This window comes from Amycolatopsis sp. cmx-8-4 (assembly GCF_046548675.1).
GTDB lineage: Bacteria > Actinomycetota > Actinomycetes > Mycobacteriales > Pseudonocardiaceae > Amycolatopsis.
This window is the reverse complement of the sequence record NZ_JAEBDZ010000005.1, coordinates 241034-264505: the sequence shown is the minus strand read 5'-3', so window position 1 is coordinate 264505 and position 23472 is coordinate 241034. Positions and strand designations below refer to the sequence as shown.

The following is a 23472-nucleotide window of genomic DNA, read 5'->3' as shown; positions in this document are numbered from 1 at the left end:
CCGTTGTGGCCCAAGGTGAGTCGCGTCAGGACGGTGGTTCCAGGCCGAAGCCGGTAGCGTCTTCCGGGTCCGTGGCCATGGCCAGGCCCAGGAGGACGTCCGGGGGTGTTCCGTGGTCCAGGACCCTCCTCAGCAGGTTGGCCAGCACGTGGTCCGGGGCCGCCTCCAGGGCGTTGTCCAACGCCATGCCCGCGAGGGTTCCGTCGCCGCGCATGAACGCCGTGTAGCCCAGTAGGGCCGCCGCCTCGGCTCGTTCGGGGGCCGGGAGTTCCTGGACCAGCGTCAGCCACAGGCGCTCGGCCTCGCGGGCCGCCGGGGCGCGGGGTGGGACCGCCATCGTCAGGCAGACGTCGCGGATGTCGGAGAGCATCAGGGCGCAGGCCAGCCGGACCGCTTCGGCGTCCGTGGGTCGACCTTCGCCGCGACGCTGGCGGTCGAACGCCGCGCGGACTTCCGCGGCCGCGTCGGCGACGCGGGTCGCCTCGGGCCACGGCAGTTCGGACAGCCGGGACAGTTCCGCGGACCGGCGGGCCACCGCCTCCGGCGATCGCGGGGCGAGCAGCGCCAGCATCTCTTCGCGGCTGTCGAACACCACCGTGCCGCTCTCGGTGGCGGCCGCGGCCGCCACCGTCGAACGCGGGTCCGGGAGCTCGCCGACGCAGTCCTCGCCGGGGTAGCAGGACCACGGGGCGCCCGCCACGATGTCGGCGGCCCACAGCGCGTGCACCACCGGGATGCCGTGCTCGGCGAAGGCGTCCGCCAGCTCGTCGACGAAGCCCGCGTGCGGCGGCGGGGCGCCGGGTCTTCGCTCACCGCCGATGATCGCCAGTGTCACGCCGATGTGCCGGGCGCCGGCGAACAGCGGCGCGAGCGCCTGGGCCTGGCGGGCGCGCTCGGCACCGGGCGGGAGGTCGGCGCGCATCACCAGGCCGACCTGGTGGCCGTCCGGTGGGCGGTGGCCGAGCAGGACGACGGAGGCGCCGGGCCGGAACCCGAGCAGGTACGGGAGCGCGGCCAGCAGCTGCGCGGGATCTCTGAGGCTGACCGGCGGCCGGCCGGTTGGAGTGGAGGTGGTCATGCCTCCACCGTGGGGCAGGACGGGGCCGGGTGGGGCGGTGGCGGCGAATCTGTGGATGGGCGGGACCGATGTGGACAACCGGGGTCCGGGCCGGCCGGGGCGGCGGTTCCTGTCGGTGGGGCGGGCTAGAGTGCCCGGCCCCACCGACCGGGGCCGCTCAGCCGCAGTGCTCGAACGGGCTGGTGTAGGTGTTGCTGCCCACCGAACCGCCCCACTTCACGCAGGTGGCCGCGGCGGTCTTCTTCACCGGCCCGGCGTAGTAGGTGAAGCTGCCGGAGTCGGTGGTCCGCGCCGCACCCTGGACCTCCAGGAACGCCGAGACCGGGCTGGCCGTGCCGAGCGACGTCGCCTTCAACGTCGTCACGCAGTTCGCCTTGGTCGAGGAGTTGTACAGCAGGTACGTCGTGCCCGACGAGCCGGCGAGCGCCTGCTGGTCGACGACGGAGAAGCCGGAACCGCAGACCTCTTCGGCGGAGTACGGGTTGCCGCCGCAGTTGTTCTTGCTGGTGAAGTCCGTGTGCCCGTAGTAGGGCACCGCGACGCCGTTCAGCTTGGCCTTCTGCACGACGCTGTCAAGCCGCTCCTCGAAGTGCAGGTGCGGCCCGGTGACCCCGCCGGTCGCGCCCGCCTTGCCGATCTCCTTGCCGCCGGCGACCGACTGCCCGACCGAGACCTCCTGGGCGGACAGGTGCGCGTAGCGCGTCCGCCAGCCGCCGCCGTGGTCGAGCTCGATCCACTTGCCGTAGCTGGTGTCGCCCTCGTTCGCCACCCGGGTCACGGTGCCCGACGCGGCCGCCAGCACCGGCATCCCGGTGATGCCCGACTTCTGGAAGTCGACCGAGTACTCCGGGCTGTGCCCGCTGAACGTCGCCGCGGTCACGGTGGTGCCGCACTTGAACGGCACCTGGAAGTTGGGCGCGGCCGACGCGGTCGCCTGGCCGGCGAGGGTGAGGCCGAGCGCGGGCAGCGCCGCGGCGGCGGCGAACACGGCGAGCCGTCGCAACCTGGACATAGGTGAACCTCCTGACAGGGGGAAGCTTGACACCGCACAGCGAAGCCCGCGTCGGTACATTTTCCGTACAAGCACCCCTCGGAGGACCGCGACGATGACCACCCGATGGGCTCGGTTCCACCGGATCCCCCAGGTCCAGGACTGGCTGCGCTGGGGGTTCATCGTGGTGCCGATGTTCGCCGCGATGCCGCAGGCGGACCTGCTCTCGTGGATCCTCATCGGGATCACCCTGGCCCTGTCGATCCCCCTGCTCTGGCTCTACACCGACGGCCGCCCGTCCCTGCCCGCGGCGCTGATGGTCACCGTGGTCGCCACGTCCGGCGCGCTCTGGGCGACCGTGCCGAACAGCTTCGCCTCGATCACGATGTTCAGCACCACGTTCTTCATCGTGCTCCGGCAGCCGGTCGTCCCGATCGTGGTGGCCGTCCTGTTCGACCTCGGTGCGATCACGGTCTGGGCCGCGGTGCACGACGCCTGGCGCGGCGCCCTGCCGACCTACACGATCGTGGCCGTGATCATCCTGCTCGGGCTGAACCGGCGGACCCGGCTCGCCAAGATCGAGCAGACCGAACTGGCCCTGGCCCGCGCGCAGACGGCGACCGAGGAGCACGCGCGCGCCGCCGCGCTCGCCGAACGCGCCCGCATCGCCCGCGAGCTGCACGACGTCCTCGCGCACTCCCTGGCCGGCCTCTCGCTCAACCTGCAGGGCGCCCGCCTGATGCTGGTGCGCGACAACGCGAGCCCGGACGCCGTCGCGCAGATCGAACGGGCCCAGAAACTGGCTTCCGAAGGCCTCGCCGAGGCCCGGAAGGCGGTCGCCGCGCTGCGCGAGGACGCCGTCCCGGTCGAACGGACCATCGCGGACCTGCTGACCGCGTACCGGCTCGACAGCGGGGCCCGCGCGGACCTGCGCATCGACGGCGAACCGCGCGAACTGGACCCGGCGGTGGGCACCGCGCTGGTCCGCGCGGTGCAGGAAGCCCTGGCCAACACGCGCAAGCACGCGGCGAAGGCGGACGTCGAGGTGCGCCTGGGCTACTCGGGCACCGAGGTGGCGCTGACCGTGGCCGACCGGCAGGGCATGCGGCCGCCGGACGCGCCGGCGGCAGGTTACGGTTTGCGCGGGATGAGTGAACGGGTCGCGCTGCTCGACGGGCGGTTCGAGAGCGGGCCGGGGGAGGACGGATGGCGGATTCACCTGACGGTGCCGGCGTGAACTTGCGCGTCGTGCTCGCCGACGACCAGGCGGTGGTGCGGGAAGGCCTGGTGACGCTGCTCGGGCTGCTGCCGGGCGTCGAGGTGGTCGGCGCGGCCGCCGACGGGCTCGCCGCGCTCGACCTGGTCGCCGAGCACCGGCCCGACGTGCTGCTGGTGGACCTGCGGATGCCGCGCTGCGACGGCGTCGAAACCACCGAACGCGTCCGCGCCGAGCACCCGGGCACCGAGGTCGTCGTGCTCACCACGTACGCCGACGACGAGTCGCTGCTGGCCGCGTTGCGCGCCGGGGCCCGCGGGTTCCTCACCAAGGACGCCGACGCCGAGGCGATCGCCCGCGCCCTGCGCTCGGCCGCCGACGGCCAGTCCACGGTGGACGGTGAGCTGCAGCGCCGGCTCGTCGAGGCGGCCACACGCAGCGCGCCCGCGCGGGTGAAGGAGATCGAAGGGCTGACCGCCCGCGAGATCGAGGTGCTGCGGCTGATCGCGGCGGGCCTGTCGAACACGGAGATCGCGCGGACGCTCGTGGTGAGCGAAGCGACCGTGAAGACCCACGTGAACCACCTGTTCACCAAGGCCGGGCTGCGCGACCGCGCCCAGGCCGTGGCGTTCGCCTACCGCGCGGGCATCGCGGACTGAGCCCCCGGCGTCACGAGCCCCGTCTCGTAGGCCAGCACGACGGCTTGGACGCGGTCCCGCAGGTCCAGCTTCGCGAGGATCCGCGCGACGTGCGTCTTCACCGTCGCTTCGGCCAGGTGCAGCCGCCCGGCGAGTTCGGCGTTGCTCAGGCCGCCGGCGAGCAGCCGCAAGACCTCCAGCTCGCGCGGCGTCAGCGCGGCCAGGTCCCGGTGCAGCCGCTCGGCGCCGGTGTCGCGCAGCGCGTACCGCTCGACCAGGCGGCGGGTGATCACCGGCGCCAGCAGCGCGTCTCCCGTGCGGACCGTGCGGACCGCGGCGACCAGGTGCTCCGGCGTGACGTCCTTGAGCAGGAACCCGCTGGCCCCGGCGGACAGGGCCGCGTAGACGTACCGGTCGAGGTCGAACGTCGTCAGGATGATCACGCGCGGCTCGCCCGGGGCGCCGGTGAGGATGCGGCGGGTCGCGGCGAGGCCGTCCAGCTCGGGCATCCGGATGTCCATCAGGACGACGTCGGGGCGGGTGCGGCGGACTTCGGCGACCGCCTCGGCGCCGTTGGTCGCCTCGCCGACGACGTCGAGGCCGTCGGCCGCGAGGATCATCCGGAACCCGGTGCGGACCAGGGCCTGGTCGTCGGCGACGAGTACACGGGTCACGCCGCCTCCAGGGGAACCAGGGCTTCGACGCGGAAGCCGCCGGCCGGGCGCCGGCCGGCCTGCAGCGTGCCGCCGTAGACGGCGAGGCGCTCGCGCAGGCCCAGCAGACCACGGCCGTTGCCGGTGGCCGCGGCGGGGGCGGCCGCTCCCCCGGTGTCGGTGACCTCGACGCGCAGCAGGCCGGGGCCGTACTCGACGACGACCCGCACGGCCGCGCCCGCCGCGTGCTTCACCGCGTTCGTCAGCCCTTCCTGCACCACGCGATACGCGGCCAGCCCGATCCCCGAAGGCACCGGCCGCGCGGGACCCGTCACGGTCAGCTCGACGTCCGCGCCGGCGTCCCGCACCCGGCCGACCAGCGCGGGGAGCTGGTCCAGGCCCGGCTGCGGGGCGAGGTCCGGGCCGTCGGGATCCGTCGTCAGCAGGCCCATCGCCTGCCGCAGCTCGGTCATCGCCAGCCGGCCGCTCTCCTCGACCGCGAGCAACGCTTCGGTGGCCTGGCCCGGCGACCGGTCCATGATCTTCCGCGCGGCACCGGCCTGGATGACCATGACGCTCACGTTGTGCGTCACGACGTCGTGCAGTTCCCGGGCGATCCGGGCGCGTTCGTCTTCGACGGCGCCGCGCAGCCGGTCCGCCTGCCGTCGCTCCACTTCGGACAGCCGCTCGCGCTCGGCGTCGGCCCGGACCCGCCACGCGCGCAGCCCGAGGGTCGCGACGAGCATCGGGACGACGACCAGCAGCGTGACGTACTGAGCCGGCACGACCGGCCAGACGTCGTAGCGCAGCTCCCCGGTCTCGAACACGCCCAGGACCAGGCTGACCAGCGTCGGGATCCGGTACGGGCCGAACGCGGCCGCGCTGTAGGCGGCGATCACGAACGAGTAGAAGGTCAGCCGCGACGCCAGGTCCGGCGTCGCCACGAGCGCCCCGAGCACGACCCAGAAGACGATCAGCGGGTAGCGGCGGCGGAAGACCAGCGCGCCGCCCGACACGAGCGTCAGCGCGACCAGCCCGATCATCCGGGCCGTGTGCGCGTCGAGCGGGATCCGGTTGCCGAGCGCCGTGAGGTAGTCGAGCCCGACCGTGGTCGCGGCGAACGCCAGCACGACGTCGAAGGCCCACCCCTGCCGGGACGGCCGCGGCAGCGGGCCGCTCGGCCGGGCGAGCGGCCCGGTCCAGGCGAAGGCGGTCACCCGCCCATTCTCGCCGAACCGGGCCACCACCGCGTCAGCCTCACGACTACATCGGAAGGATGACGCCGGCGGGCCGGGTCATCAGCCGAACGCGGCTCGCAGCGCCGGCTTGCCGCCCGTGACCGGGAGCGTCACCGTCGTCTTCGTCAGGTCCAGCGCCAGGCCCGCGCCCGGCTTGGGCCGCAGCGTGTAGTCGTGGTCGCTGGAGGCCAGCAGGAACTCGAGCCGGTGCCCGGTGGCCAGGATGTAGTCCTTCGGCATCAGCTCGACGCCGACGCGGTAGCTCTGCCCCGGTGTGATCGGCTCGGTGACGGCCGGGTCGGTGCGGTTCTGCGGGTCGGTCCAGCCGCGGCTGATCACGTGGGACGTGCCGTCGGGGGCGCGATCCAGCAGGATCGCCGAGACGTTCGCGGCGGGCCGGTCGAACGACAGCGCGAGGTCGGCCCGCGCCGTGCCGGAGAGGCGCACCGGCTGCTTCGCCGCGGAAGTCGCGTACAGCAGGCGGTTTCCCGACGATGTGGCGGCCGCCAGCTGCTCGATCGTCTTGCTCGCGTCGTCGGCGAGGGTTTCGACGGTCGCCTTGCCCGGCACCGGGGTGCGGGTGTCGATGGTGCCCTTCGACCGGCCGCCGGGCCACGGGTAGACGCGCACGTCGGACGTCCCGGGTGCCGGCCAGTCGGCTTCGTCGGCCCACGACAGGTCTTCGCGCTGGATGGTCGCCTTCGGCTCGTTCTGGACGCCGTTGCCGACACCGTAGAGGTAGTGCGACATCCACTTGTTGAGCGTCGCGAGCCAGACGTCGCGGCGCAGCGAGTACGGGTCCGCGTGCCCGGACTGGTGCAGCCAGATCTTGTGCTCGACGCCGTGCGCCTTCAGCGCTTCGTACCACTCGGCGACCTGGTCGGTCTTGACGTTCCAGTCGTTGAGGCCGTGCACCGCGAGCACCGAGGCGTGCACCTTGGCGACGTCGTCGCGGTAGTTGCGGACGTCCCAGAACGGCGTGTAGTCGCCGGTCACCCGGTCCTGGTCGCGGTTCAGCCCGTCGATGACCGGCCGGCAGATCCGCCGATCGGCGCGGGTGTAGACGTACTCGGCGAGCACGTCGGCGTCCTCGCCCTGGTAACCGCCGGCGGCGACGACCGCGCCGTCGTTGCGGTAGTACTGGTACCAGCTGGAGATCGCGGCGATCGGCACGATCGTCTCGAGGCCTTCGACGCCGGTGCTCGCGACGGCGTTGGGCAGCGTCCCGTTGTAGGACACGCCCATCATGCCGGTCTTGCCGGTGCTCCAGTCGGCCTTCGCCGCGACGCCGGCGGCGTCGTGAGCCGGTGTGCGGCCGTTGAGCCAGTCGACGACCGAGCGGGCGCCGATCGTCTCGTTGACGTCGCCGGTCGTCGGGCAGCCGGTCGAGAGGCCGCTGCCGAGCGATTCGCCGTACACCACGGCGAAGCCGCGCGCGGTGAAGTAGTCCTGGTAGCGCCAGGTGATCGGGGCGGCCGGGCCGACGCCGTGCGCGGCGACGCGCGGGCCTTCGGCTTCGCGGGCGTAGCCGGGCGCGGACAGCTCGACGTCGACGTCGTGGTTCGCGACGTCGTTGCCGCCCGCGTAGTACGGGCTGGCCTGGTACACGACCGGGACCTTCATGCCCTGCAGCGTCGCGCGCGGGCGCACCACCTGGGCGTGCACGAGGTCGTCGGCGCCGTCGTGGTCGCTGTCGACCGGCGCGGTGACCCAGACGTCCTCGCGCAGGACGTCGGCCGGGTCGAACACCGGCTGCGCCTGGCCGCCGGTGAACACCGGGGCGGGCGGTTCGGCGGCCTCGGCGGCGACCGCGGTCAACGGCAGCGCGAGCACGGCGGCGACCAGGATTGCGGCTTTCACTTAACCCCCCAAGCCGGGCGAAGCGGACGGGTCACCACACTTCCGTCCGGCCCGATCCGGCGTCAAGAGACTAACGTCGGAGGCATGCCGACCGTCGAAGCACCGATCGCCGCCGTGACCGTCTACCCGCAGCAGGCCCGGATCACCCGCCGGGGCAAGGCGCCCCTCGACGGCGGCTCGCGCCTGACGTTCGCCGGGCTGCCGCTGTCACTCGACCCGGGCTCGGTCCGCGTCACCGGCACCGGGCCGGCGCTGATCACCGGCGTCGACGTCCGCACCGAGCGGCACGTTTCGCCGGCCGACGCCACGCTGCGGGCCCTGACCGAGCAGCGGCGCGCGGACCAGGCCACGCTCGACGGCGTCATCGACGACGAAGCGGCCGAAGCGATGAAGGTGGATCTGCTGACGTCGCTCGCGAAGCGCAGCGGAGGAAGCTTCGCGAAGGCGTTGGCCGCCGGCACGGCCGAGCCGTCCCGCGTCGGTGAGGTGACCGACGCGCTGAGCGAGCGGCTCGCCGCGGCGTTGAAGTCACGGCGGCAGCTGTCCGACCGGATCACGAAGCTGCGCGACGACCTCGCCGCGCTCGACCGCCGGATCGGCGAGCACAGCGCCCAGTCCGAACAGGACAGTACGTCGGTGGTCGTGGAACTGGAGATCTCGGACCCGGCGGGCTCGGCGGACCTGGAACTGTCCTATGTGGTCCCCGGCGCCAGCTGGGAACCGGGCTACGACATCCGCGTCCGCGGCGCCGAGGTCACCGTGACGTCGTACGGCTTGGTCAGCCAGTACACGGGCGAGGACTGGCCGGAGTGCGAGCTGGCGCTGTCGACCGCGCGGCCGGCGGTCTCGGTGGTGGTGCCGGAACTGCAGCCGTGGTACCTGGACCGCCGCGTCCCGCCGCCCCCGACCCCCGCGGCGGCGTACGGCGGCTCGGGCGGCGGCGTCCCGGAGGGCGCGCGGATGGCCCGCTTCGCGGCGTCGGCCCCCGCGCCGGCGATGGCGCCGAAGTTCGCGGCGGTCGAGCAGGGCACGACGGCGGTCACCTACCGCCCGTCACGCCCGGTCGAGGTCCCCTCGGGCGCTCAGGGTCACCGCACGACGCTGGCCCAGCTGGACCTCACGGCTTCGCTGGGCTACGTCACGGCGCCGGTGCTGGCGCAGGAGGCGTACCTGCGGGCGGTCGTCGTCAACACGTCGGAGCACGCGCTGCGCCCGGGCCGGGCATCGGTGTTCCACGACGCGGAGTTCGTCGGGACGACTCAGCTGGAACCCTGGGCCCCCGGCGAAGAGCTGGAGCTGGCCCTGGGCGTCGACGACCGGATCCGCGTGGAGCGAGAGCTGTCCCGCCGCACGGCGTCGAAGGCGACGCTGTCGGGCCAGAAGCGCCGGGAGGCGGAGTACCGCATTTCGGTGGCCAACCACGGTCCGCGCCCGGCGGAGGTGACGGTGCTGGACCAGGCCCCGGTGTCGCGGGACGACACGATCACGGTCCGGGACATCAAGACGTCACCGGAGCCGGTGGAGAGGTCGGAGCTGGGCGAGTTCACCTGGAAGGTGACGGTGGAGCCGGGGGCGACGCAGGTGGTGACGCTGTCGTACCGGGTGGACGTGGCGAAGGGCGTGGAACTGTCGGGCTGGCGGGAGTAGGAGTGCAACAACGGCGAACGCGCATGCGGGCAGGGACGTCCCCGTCTCATGCGCGTTCGCCGAACTCCCGGTGAGCCTCAGCCCTGGGAGATGTAGGCCTCCAGTTGTTCCTGGCTCTTCTCCAGCTCTTCCATCCGGTTCTTCACCACGTCGCCGATGGAGATGATCCCGGCCAGGCGGCCGTTGTCCAGGACCGGGACGTGGCGGATGCGGCGCTCGGTCATCAGGATCGACAGCTGGTCCACCGAATCGTCCGGGCCGCAGCTGGCGACCAAGGTCGTCATGATGTCGGCCACCGGGCCGTCCAGGAGGGTGGGGCCGTGGTCGTTGAGCCGGCGGACGACGTCGCGTTCGGAGACGATGCCGGCGATCGACCCGTCCGGGGCGACGACCACCATCGCACCGACGTTCTTGTCCGCCAGTCCGGCCAGCAGCGTGGTCACCGTGGTTTCCGGAGTGACCGTGGCCACGGCCGTCCCCTTCTTGCGCAGCAGATCCGCAATCCGCATGGCGATCCTTCCCGTCGGTGAACTGGGTCACAACAGGTTAGGGCCCGGCAGCACTGCGCGAAAGTCCGGCAAACGGGGCGTATCCGTGGTATTCGAACCGATTCAGCCGATACGTTCGGCCAGGCCGTCCAGTGCGAGGCGGATGCCGGCGGCGTAGTCGTCGTCGCAGAGGGCGTCCAGGCGGGTTCGCGCCAGGTCCAGCTGCTCGCGGGCGGCCGTCAGATCACCCAGCTTGCGGTAGTCCTCACCCAGGTTGAGGTGCAGCGACGGGTAGAACCCGCGCACGGCCAGCGACGAGTGGTACTCCTGCGCCCGCGAGTCGGTCAGCGAGTCCGCCGCCGCCAGCGCGCGCAGGTCCCACTCGAGCTCCTCGGCCGGGTCGTCGCAGACGTCGGCCATGTGGTGGGCGAGCGCGACGCGGTGCAGCGGGTCGCCGTCCGGTCCGACCGTGGCCCACAACTGCGTGAAGGTCGCGTACGCGCCCGCGCGGTCGCCGCCCATGTGCTGCCGCAGACCGGCGTCGATCGCCACCATCACGTCGTCGGTCATGCCGTTCCTCCCTCGGCGAGTGAGCGCAGCCGGGCCAGTCCCGGCTCGAGCCGCTCGGCCGCGACCGCACCGTAACCGAACACGAGCCCGTGCCGCCGCTCGCCCACACCGAAGTCGCCCAGCGAATACAGCCGGACGCCGTGGTGCCGGGCGCGCCGGACCCACGAGCGCGTGTCGAAGACGGAGGCCGCGCTCAGGTGCAGGCCCGCGGTCGACGGCAGCGGCGTGAGGACGTCGGCGAAGTCCCGGACCAGCAGCCTCGACAGCAGCTCGTGCCGGTCGCGGTAGACCTTGCGCATCCGGCGGACGTGCCGGGCGAAGCCGCCTTCGGCCATGAACGCCGCCAGCGCGGCCTGCTCGACGTTCGGCGCGTGCCAGTCGGTCAGGTACCGGGCCTTCACGAGCGCGGGCACCAGCGCCGGCGGCGCGATGAGGAACCCGAGCCGCAGCGCCGGCGAAAGCACCTTCGAGAACGAGCCGACGTACACCACCCGGCCACGGGAATCCAAGCTGTGCAACGGTTCCAGCGGCCGCCCGGTGTAGCGGAACTCGGTGTCGTAGTCGTCCTCGACGAGCACGGCGTCGTGGCGCTCGGCCCAGTCGAGCAGCTCGAGCCGGCGGTCCAGTGACATCGACAGGCCCAGCGGGTACTGGTGCGACGGCGTCACGTAGACCAGCCGCGTCCCGGCCGGGATGGCGGCCACGACGATCCCGGAATCGTCCACCGGCACCGGCGCGACCCGCACGCCGCGCGACTCGAGCACCAGCCGCGGCGGCGGGTACCCGGGGTCCTCGACGGCCGCCAGGTCGCCGGGCCGCAGCAGCACCCGCGCGACCAGATCCGTCGTCTGCTGGGCGCCCGCGGTGACGACGACCTGCCCGGCGCTCGCCCGCACGTCCCGCGACACCCCGGCGTGCCGGGCGATCTCGGCGCGCAGCCCCGCGTGGCCCTGCGGGTCGCCGTAGGTCATCAGATCGGCCTGGCCGGCGCGCAGCCGCTGCGTGACGAGCCGGCGCCAGGTGACGAACGGGAACCGCGTCAGATCCGGGACACCGGGCCGGAAGTCGAACTCCGGCGCCGGGGCGAACGGCGCGGGTGGCGACGGCACGGCGTCCCACTCCGGCAGCGGCCGCACGCCGGAGACGTGGGACGGCTCGGGGCGCGCCGCCGGGGACGCCGTGACGAACGTGCCCGAGCCGACCCGCCCGGCCAGGAACCCTTCGGCGGTGAGCCGGTCGTAGGCCGCACTGACCGTCGTGCGGGAGACGGCGAGCCGCTGGGCCAGCTCGCGCGTCGGCGGCAGGGCTTCGCCGGGCCGGATCCGGCCCTCGAGGATCGCCGCGCGCAGCTGCCGGTAGATCGCGTCGCGGTGGCCGCGGGTCCCGGTCAGGTCGATGTGGACGTCCACCGGGCCGATCCTAGATCGGCCCACGAAGGTTGCCGTGGTTTTGGCACTGTCCGTGGTCCGCTTCCGCTCCTAGCGTCGGCCCCATGGACTTCCGTGAACTCGACCGCCGCACCCTGCTCGTCCTCGACAAGATCGTCGCCACGGCCACGCCCGCCGACCTCGCCCGCCCGACCCCGTGTGCGGGCTGGACGCTGGCCGACCTGCTCCGCCACCAGGTCGGCGAGAACCACGCCTTCGCGACGGCGGCCCGCGACGGCTCGGCGCCGGACTGGGACGCCGGCGACCTCGGCGACGACCCGTACGCCGCGTACCAGGCGTCCGTCGACGACTACCTCGACGCTTTCGCCGACGACGCCGTGCTGACCCGCGAACTCGCCGTCAATACCTTCGGCACGTTCCCGGGCCCGATCGCCGCGCTGATGCACCTGGTCGACACCGTCGCGCACGGCTGGGACCTCGCCCGCACGCTCGGCCTCCCCTACGAGCCGGACGCCGAGGCCGTGTCCGCCGCGTTGCGGATGGCCGAGCGCATCCCCGACGAGGGCCGCGAGAAGAACGGCTCGTTCGCGCACAGCGTCGACGTCCCGGTGGACGCGAGCGACCTGGACCGGTTCCTGGCGCTGCTGGGCCGCGACCCCGCCTGGCGCGTCAGCTGACCTCGGTGACCGGCGCGCCCCACGTGTCGCACGACTTCGTGGTCTTGCCGTCGTACCCGGCCTTCGCCCAGGACAGCTGGTGCGCGCGCGAGCCGTGGGTGTCGCTGTCGTCGGCCCGGCCGTAGTCGGCGACGGCGGCGTTGGCCAGCGACCGGCTGATCGAGCCCGTGCCGGCGACCGCGGCGAGGAACAGCGAGCCGAAGCAGTTCGCCTGCAGCTCGATCCGGCGGACGACCTCCTTGTCGGCCGGGCTGTCCTCGTCCGGCGAGGTCATCTTGTCGGCCGCGGCGGACAGGATGCCGCTCTCGCGCTGCACGTGGTGGCCGTACTCGTGGGCGATCGTCGCGATGTGGCGGGCCTTGTTGAGCCCGGCGTCCGACAGCATCCAATCGGTCGGGGCGTAGATCGTGGTGTCGCCGCCGCAGTAATAGGCGACGGCTTCGTTCTCCGACGGCGCCGCGCCGCACGCGCTGTGCTCGGGCAGCACCACCGACACCTTCGCGGTCAGCGTCGGCTCGTTGGCCTTCGCGAGCGCCGGGCGCCACGACTGTTCGAGGCAGCCGGCCAGCGCGCCGTAGTACGCCTTGAGCTGCTCGGCGGCCCGGCCGAGGGCGGGCAGCGCGCATTGCGCCGGCCCGGGTGTGATGCCGGCGGCGAGCAGCGGGTTGGTGGACAGCTCCGGCACGGACTTCGGCGGCTTGCCGTCCGACGTGCCGCCGTACGCGCGACCGGTGTCGACACCCTTGGCGACGAGCGCGTGGCCGTCGACGCGGTGCGGGAAAGTGGCGGCGATCAGCGAGAAGGCCAGCACGATCACCAGGACCCCGCCGACGGCGCCCCAAAGCCGGCTGCGCGGCGGCGCGATCGGGACGGGGGGTGCGGTCGCCCAGCCTGGTGACGCCCAGGGGTTCGGTTCCGGCGCCCACGCCGGTTCCGGAGGCCGCGCCGCCAGTACCGGTGACGGCGGTGGCGGCCCGGGCGGACCGGCCCTTTCGGCCTCGTTCACGTTCTCCCCCTGCTCGGTGCGCCCAGCATATCGACCGCCGAAGAGGCCGGGATCACGAATCGAAAACGCCGTCCGGTGGCCAGCCGGCCCGTGATCGGGCGAGACTGTCGGCATGAGTGTCGAGGATCCCCACCTGTGGCTGGAAGACGTGACCGGCGAGGAAGCGCTGGACTGGGTGCGCGCCCGCAACGGCGAAACGCTGGCCGAGCTGACCGAGGCCGCTCGGTTCGCCGAGCTGCGCGACGAGCTGCGCGAGGTGCTCGACGCCGACGACCGGATCCCGTACGTGCGCCGCCGCGGTGAGCTCCTCTACAACTTCTGGCAGGACGCGAGCCACCCCCGCGGCCTGTGGCGGCGGACGACGCTGGAGTCCTACCGGCGGGCCGAACCGGAGTGGGAACTGCTGCTCGACGTCGACGCGCTGGCCGAGGCCGAGGGCGAGAACTGGGTCTGGCAGGGCGCGACCGTGCTGCGGCCCGGCTACCGCCGCGGCCTGGTCGAGCTGTCGCGCGGCGGCGCCGACGCCACGGTCGTGCGCGAGTTCGACCTCGACGCGCACGAGTTCGTCGAGGACGGCTTCACGCTGCCGGAGGCGAAGACGCGGATCGGCTGGATCGACGAGGACCGCGTCTACGTCGGCACCGACTTCGGCCCGGACTCGCTGACCAGCTCCGGCTACCCGCGGTTGAGCAAAGAATGGCGCCGCGGCACGCCGATCGAGGCCGCGACGACGGTCTACGAGGGCAAGGCCGACGACGTCTCGATCGGCGCGTCCCACGACCCGACCGAGGGCTTCGAGCGCGACTTCGTCAGCCGCGCGATCGACTTCTACCGCTCGGAGCTGTTCCTGCGGACGCCCGACGGCCTGGTCAAGATCGACGTCCCGGACGACGCGAGCGCGTCGCTGCACCGCGAGTGGCTGCTGGTCCGGCCGCGGACGGCGTGGACCGTCGGCGGCACCGAGCACCCGGCCGGCTCCCTGATCGCGATCCTGTTCGACGCCTTCATGGGCGGCGAGCGGACTTTCACGACGCTCTTCACGCCCGACGCGCACACGTCGCTCGACTACTGGGCCTGGACGCGCAACCACCTGCTGCTCGGCCTGCTGCGTGACGTCCGGTCCGAGCTGCGCACGCTCACGCCGGGCCCGGACGGCTGGGCGGAGGAGCCGCTGTCCGGCGGCCCGGAGTTCGGCAGCGCGGACATCTTCGACACCGATCCCGACGTCAGCGACGAGTACCTGATCAACTCCAGCGGTTTCCTCCAGCCGTCGACGCTGAGCTACGGCCACGTCGGCGATCAGACGTCTTTGCGGGGGTCCGGGTGGCAGAGCCCCCGGCCCGGGGCGCAGTCCCGGAAGGGCACCGTCGAGGTGCTGAAGCAGGCTCCGGCGTTCTTCGACGCTTCGGAGATGAGCGTCGCGCAGTACTTCGCGACGTCCGAAGACGGCACGAAGATCCCCTACTTCGTCGTCCGGCCCTCCGGTGCCAAAGGCGGCCCGACGTTGCTGACCGGCTACGGCGGCTTCGAGGTCTCGCTGACGCCGTCCTACAGCGGGATGATCGGCCGCGGCTGGCTCGCGCGCGGCGGCACGTACGTCGTCGCGAACATCCGCGGCGGCGGTGAGTACGGGCCGGGCTGGCACACGCAGGCGATCAAGGCGCAGCGGCACCGGGTGTACGAGGACTTCGCCGCCGTCGCCGCGGACCTCGCCGAGCGCGGCATCACGACGCCGGAGCGGCTCGGCATCCAGGGCGGCAGCAACGGCGGCCTGCTGATGGGCGTCATGCTGACGCGCTACCCGGAGCGGTTCGGCGCGATCGTCAGCCAGGTGCCGCTGCTGGACATGCGCCGCTACCACCTGCTGCTGGCCGGCGCGTCGTGGATGGCCGAGTACGGCGACCCCGACGAGGCGACCGAGTGGGAGTTCATCTCGAAGTACTCGCCGTACCAGAACGTCCACAGTGGAGTGTCCTATCCGCCGTCGCTGTTCGTGACGTCCACGCGCGACGACCGCGTGCACCCCGCCCACGCCCGCAAGATGGTGGCGCGGATGCGTGAGCAGGGGCACGACGTCCGCTACCACGAGAACATCGAAGGCGGCCACGGCGCCGCGGCGGACAACGAGCAGCTGGCGTTCAAGTGGGCGCTGGTCTTCGAGTTCCTGTGGGAGCAGCTCACGAAGTGACGCGTGCGAGCACGACGCCGCCGACGATCAGGGCCAGCGCGGCCACCCGGCCGAGACTCAGCGGGTCCTTGGTCACGACGACGCCGAGCACGATCGCGCCGACGGCGCCGATCCCGGTGAACACCGCGTAGGCGGTGCCCACCGGGACGGTGTCCATCGCACGCGAAAGCAGGTAGACGGCGGCGGCGCAGAGCACGAAGCACAGCAGCGTCGGCCCCGGCTTCGTGAAGTTCTCCGTCGGCTTGATGCTCTGCGACCAGGCGATTTCGACGAGCCCGGCGCAGACCAGCGTCACCCAGCCCATCAGATGCCCTCGAGGGCCTGGTCGCGGGACGCCACCCGGTCGGCCTCGCGCGCGGCGAGGTGCGGATCGACCAGGGCGTTGGTCAGTTCGGCGTGCACGAAGCGGACGTCGTCGACGTCGTAGTGCCCGGCGATGAAATCCCGCAGGTAGGCCTCGTGGTGGTCGAACGGCGCGCGCGGCGTGCCCGGCGCGTACGTGCCGCCGCGCGCCCCGGCGATGACGAACGCCTTGCCCCGCAACGACATCCGCGGGAACGTCACCTGGTCGATCCACGCCTTGAGCGCGGCCGGGATCGAGAAGTTGTACATCGGCGCGCCGATGAGGACGACGTCCGCTTCGAGCAGCTCGGCCAGCAGCGGCACGACGACCGCCCAGGCTCTCTCCTGCTCCGGCGTCGCGACGACATCGGCGTAGTGCGCGGGGTCGGTGATGCCCGCGGTCAGGAGCGCGTCGCAGATCTCGGTCCAGGCTTCGCCGATCACCGGCACCGGGTCGGTGACGAGGTCGCGGTAGGTGCGCGTGCCGGCCCAGGTCGCGGCGTAGCGCGCGGTCAGCTCGCGCGAGAACGACGTGCGGCGGGCGCTGGAGTCGAGGTGCAGCAGGTGGGTCACGGTTCCTCCTCAAGTGGACACGGCGTCCACTTGAGGCTAACTGGACGCCTCGTCCGGATATTCCCTAGGCTGGTGCCATGCCCGAACGCGCCGACGCCGCCCGCAACCGCGCGAAGGTCCTGGCGGCCGCGGAGGAGCTGTTCGCCGCCCACGGCCCGGCGAACGTCACGATGGAGGACATCGCCCGCGCGGCCGGCGTCGGCCGGGGCACGCTCTACCGCCGTTACCCGGACCGCGCGGCGATCGCCGTGGCCCTGCTGGACGAGCACGAGCGCCGGTTGCAGGAGTCGCTGCTGCGCGGGGCTCCCCCGCTGGGCCCGGGCGCGCCGCCGGCCGAGCGGCTGGCGGCGTTCTACGCGGCGATGGTCGACCTGCTGACCCGCCACGCGCACCTGGTGCTGGGCACAGAGGTGGGCCACTCCCGCTTCAAGACGGGTGCGTACGGCTTCTGGCACACCCACGTCCGGGTCCTGGCGACCGCAGCGGGCGCCCCGGACCCCGGTGTCCTGGCCGACGTCCTGCTCGCGCCGCTGGCGCCGGAGCTGTTCCTGCACCAGACCGGCCAGGGCGTACCGCCGGAGCGGATCACGGCGTCGCTGCGGGCCCTCGCGGCCCGGGCGTTCTAGAAGGAGCCCGGCCGCCGGCGGATTCCGGGCCTATCATCGGCGGAATGCCGAGTACCCCGCGGTTCGAAGCCCGCATCCCGACGCAGGACCTGGCCCGCGCCCGGCGGTGGTACGCCGAGAAGCTCGGCCTCGAACCGGCCGAGGAGCGGCCCGGCGGCCTGAGGTACGAAAGCGAGTCCGGCGTCTTCTGTCTCTACACCTCCGCCGGGCGGTCCGACGGCTCGTTCACCCAGCTGGGTTTCTACGTCGACGACGTCGTCGCGGCGGTCGCCGACCTGCGCGGCCGGGGTGTCGTGTTCGAGGAGTACGACGGCTGCGTCGACGGGATCATGGACATCGAGGGCAACTACCCGAGCAAGGGCCGGGGCGAGCGGGCCGCGTGGTTCCGCGACAGCGAGGGCAACATGCTCGGCATCGCCGAGATCGTGCCCTAGCCCGGCACGCGAGCGCCGAGCACCACGGCCGGAGTCCAGAAGAACACCTTCGGGTCGCCGAGCCCGGACGCCGTCAGCCAGCGGGCGGCTTCGCGGGCGTCCGTCTCCGCCTCGATCAGGCCGTTGCCGGCCGGGCGGACGCCGGTCGCCGCGCGGACGTCGTCGACCAGGCCGCCGAGGCAGGCCCAGGAATGCCAGGTCCCGTCGTCGAACCCGATCGGCTCGAAGCCGAGGACCTGCCCGCTCGGCACGGGAAGCCGGTGGCACAGGCGGTCCGGCAGGCCGCCGCTCCCCCGCACCCAGCCCACCGCGGCCAGGGCGGCCGGCAGGGGCTCGACGTGCTCCACGGGGACGCCGACGATGAGCACCGTTTCACCGCGGGCCGCCGCGGCCGCGAAGTCGCCGAACCAGTCGTCCCCGCCCGGCTCGGCCGCGACGAGGTCGACGAGGCAGTCGCTCACCGACAACCGCTCCGCTCCGGCGGCCGTCGCGGCGTGGCCCGCGAACACGTAGTCGTCGATCACGACTCCAGTGTCCCGGGCCACGCAACGGGAAAACGGCCGATCAGCTGCAACCGGAGGTCGCGCCGCAGCCTTCGCAGGCGTAGCACGAGCCGGCCGGGCGCATCTTCGTTCCGCACGTCATGCACAGCGGGGCGTCCGCGGCCTTGCCGAGGCGGAGCTCCATCAGCTCCGTCGTGGTCTGGGCTTCGCGGTGCGGGTGCGCGCTTTCCCCGGTGTGCGGCTCCGGCGAGGAGTCCACTGTGGACTGCAGGGCGCCGAGGTCCACGGTGCCGCCGTAGCCGGCTTCGACCTCGGCCGAACGCTCGTCCGCGGACAGGATGCCCAGCTGCGACCGCTTGTCGGCCGGCAGGTAGTCCAGCGCCAGCCTCCGGAACAGGTAGTCCATCACGCTGGTGGCGATCCGGATGTCCGGGTCGTCGGTCATGCCGGCCGGCTCGAAGCGCAGGTTGCAGAACTTCGAGACGTAGAACTCCAGCGGGATGCCGTGCTGCAGGCCGACCGAGATCGACATCGAGAACGCGTCCATCACGCCGGCCAGCGTCGAACCCTGCTTGCCGAGCTTGACGAAGATCTCGCCGAGGCCGTCGTCCGGGTAGGAGCCCGCGGTCAGGTAGCCCTCCGCGCCGCCGACGGTGAACGACACCGTCTGGCTCGGGCGCTTCTTCGGCAGGCGCTTGCGCACCGGCCGGTACTCGACGACCTTCTCCGGCTCTGCCGCGACCTTGTCCTTCTTCGCCGTCGACAGCGGCTGGCCGACCTTGCAGTTGTCGCGGTAGATGGCCAGCGCCTTGAGGCCGAGCTTCCAGCCCTGGAAGTAGATCTCCTCGACCTCTTCCACCGTCGCCGTCTCCGGCATGTTGACGGTCTTCGAGATCGCGCCGGACAGGAACGGCTGCACCGCGGCCATCATCCGGACGTGCCCGATCGGCGCGATCGAGCGCTCGCCGACCGCGCAGTCGAACACCTCGTAGTGCTCCGGCCGCAGCCCCGGCGCGTCGACGACGTGGCCGTTCTGCGCCACGAACTCGACGATCGCCTCGACCTGCTCGGCCTGGTAGCCGAGCGCCTCCAGCGCGCGCGGCACGGTCTGGTTGACGATCTGCATCGAGCCGCCGCCGACGAGTTTCTTGAACTTCACCAGCGAGAAGTCCGGCTCGATCCCGGTGGTGTCGCAGTCCATCATGAAGCCGATGGTGCCGGTGGGCGCGAGCACCGAGGCCTGCGCGTTGCGCCAGCCGTGCTTGGTGCCGATGTCGATGCCGCGCTTCCACTCCTCGGTCGCCAGCGCGCGGACCGCGCCGTCGTTCGCGTGGTAGGTGCGGACGAGCTCGTTCGCCGCGGCGTGCTTGCGCATGACGCGCTGGTGCGCCTCGGCGTTGCGGGCGTACCCCTCGTACGCGCCGACGGCCTGGGCCAGCTCCGCCGAGCGCCGGTAGGAGACGCCGGTCATCAGCGACGTGATCGCGGCGGCGAGCGCGCGGCCGCCGTCGGAGTCGTACGCGTGACCCAGCGCCATCAGCAGCGCGCCGAGGTTGGCGTAACCGATGCCGAGCTGGCGGAACTTCCGCGTGGTGTCGGCGATCGGCTCGGTCGGGAAGTCCGCGAAGCAGATCGAGACATCCATCGCGGTGATCACGAACTCCACCGCGCGGGCGAACAGCGGCGCGTCGAACGTGCCCTCGGGCGTGACGAACTTGAGCAGGTTCAGCGAGGCGAGGTTGCAGCTGGAGTTGTCGAGGTGCATGTACTCGCTGCACGGGTTGGACGCGGTGATGCGGCCGGACTCCGGGCAGGTGTGCCAGTCGTTGATCGTGCCGTCGTACTGGATGCCGGGGTCGGCGCACTCCCACGCGGCCTGGGCCACGGTCCGGAACAGCTTCTTCGCGTCCGTGCGGGAGATCTCCTCGCCGGTGAGCCGGGCGCGCAGCGCGAAGTCCGTGTTGTTCTCGACCGCTTGCATGAACTCGTCGGACACGCGGACCGAGTTGTTCGCGTTCTGGTACTGCACCGAGGAGATGTCCGCGCCGGAGAGGTCCATGTCGAACCCGGCGTCGCGCAGGACCTTGATCTTCTCCTCTTCACGTGCCTTGGTCTGGATGAACTCTTCGATGTCCGGGTGGTCGACGTCGAGCACGACCATCTTCGCCGCGCGCCGGGTGGCGCCGCCGGACTTGATGGTGCCCGCGGAGGCGTCGGCGCCGCGCATGAACGAGACCGGCCCCGAGGCGGTGCCGCCGGAGGTGAGCAGTTCCTTGGAGGAGCGGATGCGCGAGAGGTTCAGCCCGGCTCCAGAACCGCCCTTGAAGATCAGGCCCTCTTCGCGGTACCAGTTGAGGATCGACTCCATGGTGTCGTCGACGGCGAGGATGAAACACGCCGAGACCTGCTGCTTCGAGGCCGTGCCGACGTTGAACCAGACCGGGGAGTTGAAGCTGAAGACCTGGTGCAGCAGCATCCAGGTGAGCTCGTGCTCGAAGATCTCGAGGTCTCGCGGCGTGGCGAAGTAGCCGTGGTCGCGCGCGCCCTTGACGTAGCTGCGCACGACGCGGTCGATGAGCTGCTTGAGGCTGCGCTCGCGCTGCGGGCTGCCGACGGCGCCGCGGAAGTACTTGCTGGTGACGATGTTCGTGGCGTTGACCGACCAGGACTCGGGGAACTCCACGCCGCGCTGCTCGAAGTTGACCGAGCCGTCGCGCCAGTTGGTCATGACGACGTCCCGTTGTTCCCAGGTGACCTGGTCGTACGGGTGCTCGCCCTCGGTGGTGAAGACGCGCTTCACGCTCAGCCCGGCGGCCTTGCTCTTCTTGCCGGTGGCCGCCCCGGCCCCGGTCCCCACGGTCTCGGTCATGGTCGAACCCTCACTCCCGCAGCGGGACGGTCAATCGCCGTCGTCGCGCTGATCGCTCTCCTTCGGCGCAGCAGCATCCGCGATGGCCTCACGCAGGTCGGCGATCTCCTTCTCGAAGTCCTCGACCGAGGAGAACGAGCGGTAGACGCTGGCGAACCGGAGGTAGGCGACCCCGTCGAGCTCACGCAGCGGGCCCAGGATCGCCAGGCCGACCTCGTGACTCGGGATCTCGGCCAGCCCGGCGGAGCGGATCGTCTCCTCCACGCGCTGCGCGAGCTGCTGCAGCGCGTCGTCGTCGACCGGCCTGCCCTGGCAGGCGCGCCGGACCCCGCTGACCACCTTGTCCCGGTTGAACTGCTCGGTGACCCCGGAACGCTTCACGACGGCGAGCACCATCGTCTCCGACGTCGTGAACCGCCTCCCGCAGGACGCGCACGAGCGCCGCCTGCGGATCGCCTGGCCTTCATCCACCTCTCGGGAGTCGACGACCCGAGAGTCCGCATGCCGGCAGAACGGGCACCTCATCCGCCGATCACCTTCCCCTCCGCGCCGGCCGCCCCGGTCGACGTCCCGGCCGCCACGCGCGGCCGTGCTGCGACCACCGGGCACCCCTGCACCCTGGTGATCGACTTGTGGACATCCGGTGGGTAAGAGCCGGTCAACTGTGGACAACTGCCGTCCAGTCTACCCCAACCTGTGGACCAACTACAGCGGTGTAACTACTACATATAGCGGCAGACAGTAGGACCCGGGAGGTGCGTGCGCAAGCGGCGCGACCGGGCGGAAACCCGCCCGGGTGAGAGTGGTTGACGGCCACGGCAAATCAGGGAGCGGGCACGGCCGCCGGGTCGGCGACCGGGACCGTGAGCGCCAGCCCGGGCACCAGAACGGGCTGGTCCAGGCGATTGAGCTCTTCGATCCGGGCGACAACCGCGCCAGTGTCGCTGTCTGGCGCGAATCGGGCCGCCAGCGCGGACAGCGTGTCGCCCTGCCCGACCGACACCGTGGCGGTCGATTCGGGCACCGGAGCACTCGCGCCACCGCCGCCCAGAAGACCCAATCCGGTGACCACGAGGCAGCTCGCGCCGGCGAGCGCGGCGAGCCACGGCCACCGCACCGGCACCCGCCGCGGCGCCGCGCAGGGCGCGCCGGCGGGACGACGGCCCGCCACGACCCGCGCGCGTGTCGGCGGGCGCTGCACCTCACCGCGCCGTCCGCGCAGCACGCGCACAGGACGGGGTTGCGCCGGAGCCGGGGTCGCCGGGCGAGCCGGACCGCGTTCGGCCAGAATGGACATCCGAACCTCCTCTGAACCCTGGTGTCCGCCCGATCCCGGAACCGGCTGCGATTCGTGGATCAAGGTCGAACAGACGTTCTATCGAACGTCAGTGCGAAGGTCTACCACCTACCACCGACAAAATCGAGCGGACACGGCGTGTCGATCGAACAGATGTTTGAAATCGTCGTGCCCGGGGGCTAACGTCGGTGACCAGGGCATCTGCCGGGCAGATGCCGCCGGCGAGGCTGCCCGCACCCAGCGGACGGCGGCCGGCGCGCATACGTGCAGCGAACGTCTGGGAGGCGACGCAGTGGCGAAGGAGAACAAGGCGGGCAGGACCAGTGGGTCCCCGGGGGGCACCGGAAAGGTGGCCTCCATGCCCGAGGTGTACGACGTGGACGACGCCCTCACCGTCCGCCAGCAGCAGGTCCTCGACGTGATCCGCTCGTGGGTGAGCCGGTTCGGCTACCCGCCGAGCGTCCGCGAGATCGGCGAGGCGGTGGGCCTGACGTCGACGTCGTCGGTCTCGCACCAGCTGCGGGCGTTGCAGCGCAAGGGGTACCTGCGCCGGGACGCGAACCGGCCGCGCGCGGTCGGCGTGCTCTCCGCGACCGACGACAACCCCATGGGCATCGAGATGGACCAGCAGCCGGTCATGCCGAAGGCGGCGTACGTGCCGCTGGTCGGCCGGATCGCCGCCGGTGGCCCGGTGCTGGCCGAGCAGGCCATCGAGGACGTCTTCCCGCTGCCGCGGGAGATCGTCGGCGAGGGTGAGCTGTTCCTGCTCAAGGTCACCGGCGACTCGATGATCGACGCGGCCATCACCGACGGCGACTGGGTCGTGGTCCGGCAGCAGCCGGACGCGGACAACGGCGAGATCGTCGCCGCGATGATCGACGGCGAGGCCACGGTCAAGACGTTCAAGCGCAAGGGCGGCCACATCTGGCTCATGCCGCACAACGAGGCGTACGAGCCGATCCCCGGCGACGACGCCACGGTGCTCGGCAAGGTTGTCGCGGTGCTCAGGCGGTTGTGACGAGGGGCGTGAAACGCGGGCGGAGTCTGCTCGCGGAGAGCGCTCGCCAAGCGTTTCCCGCCCGTGTCTCCTGGGGGTGCAACCCCCAGACCCCGCCCGGGGGCGAGCCCCCGGACCCCCACCTCGGTCGCCCTGGTCTGTCGGCCAGGGTTTCGCACCGCCGAGGCTGGGG

Annotated in this window: 23 protein-coding genes; 8 read left to right on the top strand and 15 right to left on the bottom strand. The window is 72.2% G+C overall.

Translation table 11 applies throughout. The features are described 5' to 3' along the window. Nucleotides 1-25 precede the first annotated feature (25 nt). A complete protein-coding gene (locus ACLJQZ_RS12810; protein ID WP_410620231.1) occupies nucleotides 26-1078 on the bottom strand; it encodes a DUF4192 domain-containing protein in 1053 nt (350 codons plus the stop codon). Nucleotides 1079-1235: 157 nt separating this feature from the next. Continuing rightward, nucleotides 1236-2090, bottom strand: a complete 855-nt coding sequence (locus tag ACLJQZ_RS12805; protein WP_410620230.1) for a M23 family metallopeptidase — start codon at nucleotides 2088-2090, stop codon at nucleotides 1236-1238. Between the two features lie 94 nt (nucleotides 2091-2184). Here ACLJQZ_RS12805 and ACLJQZ_RS12800 point away from each other — a divergent pair, with 94 nt between their 5' ends. Both ACLJQZ_RS12800 and ACLJQZ_RS12795 read left to right on the top strand, forming a co-directional pair. Beyond that, nucleotides 2185-3306: a sensor histidine kinase gene (locus ACLJQZ_RS12800; RefSeq protein ID WP_410620229.1), complete on the top strand. Its 1122-nt coding sequence runs from the start codon at nucleotides 2185-2187 to the stop codon at nucleotides 3304-3306. Further along, a complete protein-coding gene (locus tag ACLJQZ_RS12795; protein WP_410620228.1) occupies nucleotides 3303-3944 on the top strand; it encodes a response regulator in 642 nt (213 codons plus the stop codon). The genes ACLJQZ_RS12800 and ACLJQZ_RS12795 overlap by 4 nt, the downstream gene beginning before the upstream one ends. Here the strand turns inward: ACLJQZ_RS12795 and ACLJQZ_RS12790 are convergent. From ACLJQZ_RS12790 to ACLJQZ_RS12780, 3 genes are all read right to left on the bottom strand, one after another. Further along, nucleotides 3920-4597 (bottom strand): response regulator, encoded by a 678-nt coding sequence (locus ACLJQZ_RS12790; RefSeq protein WP_410620227.1) that lies wholly within the window; start codon nucleotides 4595-4597, stop codon nucleotides 3920-3922. The two genes, ACLJQZ_RS12795 and ACLJQZ_RS12790, sit on opposite strands and share 25 nt — an antisense overlap. Beyond that, the gene (locus tag ACLJQZ_RS12785; RefSeq protein WP_410620226.1) at nucleotides 4594-5793 is read right to left on the bottom strand and encodes a sensor histidine kinase; all 1200 of its coding nucleotides are present in this window, start codon (nucleotides 5791-5793) and stop codon (nucleotides 4594-4596) included. Before ACLJQZ_RS12785 ends, ACLJQZ_RS12790 begins: the two co-directional genes overlap by 4 nt. A gap of 81 nt (nucleotides 5794-5874) precedes the next feature. Then, nucleotides 5875-7674, bottom strand: coding sequence for a Xaa-Pro dipeptidyl-peptidase (locus tag ACLJQZ_RS12780; protein ID WP_410620225.1), 1800 nt, complete (start codon nucleotides 7672-7674; stop codon nucleotides 5875-5877). 84 nt (nucleotides 7675-7758) lie between these two features. Between ACLJQZ_RS12780 and ACLJQZ_RS12775 the strand changes: the two genes are divergently transcribed. Then, a complete protein-coding gene (locus ACLJQZ_RS12775; protein WP_410620224.1) occupies nucleotides 7759-9321 on the top strand; it encodes a DUF4139 domain-containing protein in 1563 nt (520 codons plus the stop codon). A 77-nt stretch (nucleotides 9322-9398) separates the two neighbouring features. Here ACLJQZ_RS12775 and ACLJQZ_RS12770 read toward each other — a convergent pair whose 3' ends face one another. The 3 genes from ACLJQZ_RS12770 to ACLJQZ_RS12760 form a co-directional block, all read right to left on the bottom strand. After that, a complete protein-coding gene (locus tag ACLJQZ_RS12770; protein ID WP_247063162.1) occupies nucleotides 9399-9830 on the bottom strand; it encodes a CBS domain-containing protein in 432 nt (143 codons plus the stop codon). A gap of 102 nt (nucleotides 9831-9932) precedes the next feature. Beyond that, entirely contained in the window at nucleotides 9933-10379 is a 447-nt protein-coding gene (locus ACLJQZ_RS12765) for a hypothetical protein (protein ID WP_410620223.1), read from the bottom strand. Then, nucleotides 10376-11788: a PLP-dependent aminotransferase family protein gene (locus ACLJQZ_RS12760; RefSeq protein ID WP_410620222.1), complete on the bottom strand. Its 1413-nt coding sequence runs from the start codon at nucleotides 11786-11788 to the stop codon at nucleotides 10376-10378. The genes ACLJQZ_RS12765 and ACLJQZ_RS12760 overlap by 4 nt, the downstream gene beginning before the upstream one ends. 83 nt (nucleotides 11789-11871) lie before the next feature. Between ACLJQZ_RS12760 and ACLJQZ_RS12755 the strand changes: the two genes are divergently transcribed. Then, nucleotides 11872-12444, top strand: coding sequence for a TIGR03086 family metal-binding protein (locus ACLJQZ_RS12755; RefSeq protein WP_410620221.1), 573 nt, complete (start codon nucleotides 11872-11874; stop codon nucleotides 12442-12444). On the opposite strand, the gene ACLJQZ_RS12750 is transcribed toward ACLJQZ_RS12755, so the two are convergent. Beyond that, nucleotides 12437-13450 (bottom strand): neutral zinc metallopeptidase, encoded by a 1014-nt coding sequence (locus ACLJQZ_RS12750; protein WP_410620220.1) that lies wholly within the window; start codon nucleotides 13448-13450, stop codon nucleotides 12437-12439. The two genes, ACLJQZ_RS12755 and ACLJQZ_RS12750, sit on opposite strands and share 8 nt — an antisense overlap. A 112-nt stretch (nucleotides 13451-13562) precedes the next feature. On the opposite strand from ACLJQZ_RS12750, the gene ACLJQZ_RS12745 reads away from it, so the two are divergent. Continuing rightward, nucleotides 13563-15638: a prolyl oligopeptidase family serine peptidase gene (locus ACLJQZ_RS12745; protein WP_410620219.1), complete on the top strand. Its 2076-nt coding sequence runs from the start codon at nucleotides 13563-13565 to the stop codon at nucleotides 15636-15638. Here the strand turns inward: ACLJQZ_RS12745 and ACLJQZ_RS12740 are convergent. Next, nucleotides 15628-15942 carry a DMT family transporter gene (locus ACLJQZ_RS12740; RefSeq protein WP_410620218.1) on the bottom strand — a complete coding sequence of 105 codons (315 nt, stop codon included), beginning with the start codon at nucleotides 15940-15942 and terminating at the stop codon, nucleotides 15628-15630. The genes ACLJQZ_RS12745 and ACLJQZ_RS12740 overlap by 11 nt on opposite strands. Beyond that, nucleotides 15942-16553 (bottom strand): FMN-dependent NADH-azoreductase, encoded by a 612-nt coding sequence (locus tag ACLJQZ_RS12735; protein WP_410620217.1) that lies wholly within the window; start codon nucleotides 16551-16553, stop codon nucleotides 15942-15944. The genes ACLJQZ_RS12740 and ACLJQZ_RS12735 overlap by 1 nt, the downstream gene beginning before the upstream one ends. 77 nt (nucleotides 16554-16630) lie before the next feature. Here ACLJQZ_RS12735 and ACLJQZ_RS12730 point away from each other — a divergent pair, with 77 nt between their 5' ends. Further along, a complete protein-coding gene (locus tag ACLJQZ_RS12730) occupies nucleotides 16631-17179 on the top strand; it encodes a TetR/AcrR family transcriptional regulator (protein ID WP_410620216.1) in 549 nt (182 codons plus the stop codon). A gap of 44 nt (nucleotides 17180-17223) precedes the next feature. Then, nucleotides 17224-17613 (top strand): VOC family protein, encoded by a 390-nt coding sequence (locus tag ACLJQZ_RS12725; RefSeq protein WP_410620215.1) that lies wholly within the window; start codon nucleotides 17224-17226, stop codon nucleotides 17611-17613. Here the strand turns inward: ACLJQZ_RS12725 and ACLJQZ_RS12720 are convergent. From ACLJQZ_RS12720 to ACLJQZ_RS12705, 4 genes are all read right to left on the bottom strand, one after another. Further along, nucleotides 17610-18137: a hypothetical protein gene (locus ACLJQZ_RS12720; RefSeq protein WP_410620214.1), complete on the bottom strand. Its 528-nt coding sequence runs from the start codon at nucleotides 18135-18137 to the stop codon at nucleotides 17610-17612. The genes ACLJQZ_RS12725 and ACLJQZ_RS12720 overlap by 4 nt on opposite strands. A 40-nt stretch (nucleotides 18138-18177) precedes the next feature. Next, a complete protein-coding gene (locus ACLJQZ_RS12715; protein ID WP_410620213.1) occupies nucleotides 18178-20985 on the bottom strand; it encodes a vitamin B12-dependent ribonucleotide reductase in 2808 nt (935 codons plus the stop codon). A 30-nt stretch (nucleotides 20986-21015) separates the two neighbouring features. After that, nucleotides 21016-21510, bottom strand: coding sequence for a transcriptional regulator NrdR (gene nrdR / locus ACLJQZ_RS12710; RefSeq protein ID WP_410620212.1), 495 nt, complete (start codon nucleotides 21508-21510; stop codon nucleotides 21016-21018). A gap of 298 nt (nucleotides 21511-21808) precedes the next feature. Next, nucleotides 21809-22282: a LysM peptidoglycan-binding domain-containing protein gene (locus ACLJQZ_RS12705; RefSeq protein WP_410620211.1), complete on the bottom strand. Its 474-nt coding sequence runs from the start codon at nucleotides 22280-22282 to the stop codon at nucleotides 21809-21811. A 358-nt stretch (nucleotides 22283-22640) separates the two neighbouring features. Here ACLJQZ_RS12705 and lexA point away from each other — a divergent pair, with 358 nt between their 5' ends. Then, nucleotides 22641-23300, top strand: coding sequence for a transcriptional repressor LexA (gene lexA, locus ACLJQZ_RS12700; protein ID WP_284741108.1), 660 nt, complete (start codon nucleotides 22641-22643; stop codon nucleotides 23298-23300). The last annotated feature ends 172 nt before the right edge of the window (nucleotides 23301-23472 follow it).

What these genes read in the sequence shown, in the direction of transcription:
- ACLJQZ_RS12715 (WP_410620213.1), bottom strand. Translation starts at nt 20,985, where the DNA reads ATGACCGAGACCGTGGGGACCGGGGCCGGGGCGGCCACCGGCAAGAAG.
- ACLJQZ_RS12805 (WP_410620230.1), bottom strand. Translation starts at nt 2,090, where the DNA reads ATGTCCAGGTTGCGACGGCTCGCCGTGTTCGCCGCCGCCGCGGCGCTG.
- nrdR (WP_410620212.1), bottom strand. Translation starts at nt 21,510, where the DNA reads ATGAGGTGCCCGTTCTGCCGGCATGCGGACTCTCGGGTCGTCGACTCC.
- ACLJQZ_RS12730 (WP_410620216.1), top strand. Translation starts at nt 16,631, where the DNA reads ATGCCCGAACGCGCCGACGCCGCCCGCAACCGCGCGAAGGTCCTGGCG.
- ACLJQZ_RS12775 (WP_410620224.1), top strand. Translation starts at nt 7,759, where the DNA reads ATGCCGACCGTCGAAGCACCGATCGCCGCCGTGACCGTCTACCCGCAG.
- ACLJQZ_RS12810 (WP_410620231.1), bottom strand. Translation starts at nt 1,078, where the DNA reads ATGACCACCTCCACTCCAACCGGCCGGCCGCCGGTCAGCCTCAGAGAT.
- ACLJQZ_RS12745 (WP_410620219.1), top strand. Translation starts at nt 13,563, where the DNA reads ATGAGTGTCGAGGATCCCCACCTGTGGCTGGAAGACGTGACCGGCGAG.
- ACLJQZ_RS12725 (WP_410620215.1), top strand. Translation starts at nt 17,224, where the DNA reads ATGCCGAGTACCCCGCGGTTCGAAGCCCGCATCCCGACGCAGGACCTG.
- ACLJQZ_RS12705 (WP_410620211.1), bottom strand. Translation starts at nt 22,282, where the DNA reads ATGTCCATTCTGGCCGAACGCGGTCCGGCTCGCCCGGCGACCCCGGCT.
- ACLJQZ_RS12800 (WP_410620229.1), top strand. Translation starts at nt 2,185, where the DNA reads ATGACCACCCGATGGGCTCGGTTCCACCGGATCCCCCAGGTCCAGGAC.
- ACLJQZ_RS12740 (WP_410620218.1), bottom strand. Translation starts at nt 15,942, where the DNA reads ATGGGCTGGGTGACGCTGGTCTGCGCCGGGCTCGTCGAAATCGCCTGG.
- ACLJQZ_RS12755 (WP_410620221.1), top strand. Translation starts at nt 11,872, where the DNA reads ATGGACTTCCGTGAACTCGACCGCCGCACCCTGCTCGTCCTCGACAAG.
- lexA (WP_284741108.1), top strand. Translation starts at nt 22,641, where the DNA reads ATGCCCGAGGTGTACGACGTGGACGACGCCCTCACCGTCCGCCAGCAG.
- ACLJQZ_RS12765 (WP_410620223.1), bottom strand. Translation starts at nt 10,379, where the DNA reads ATGACCGACGACGTGATGGTGGCGATCGACGCCGGTCTGCGGCAGCAC.
- ACLJQZ_RS12770 (WP_247063162.1), bottom strand. Translation starts at nt 9,830, where the DNA reads ATGCGGATTGCGGATCTGCTGCGCAAGAAGGGGACGGCCGTGGCCACG.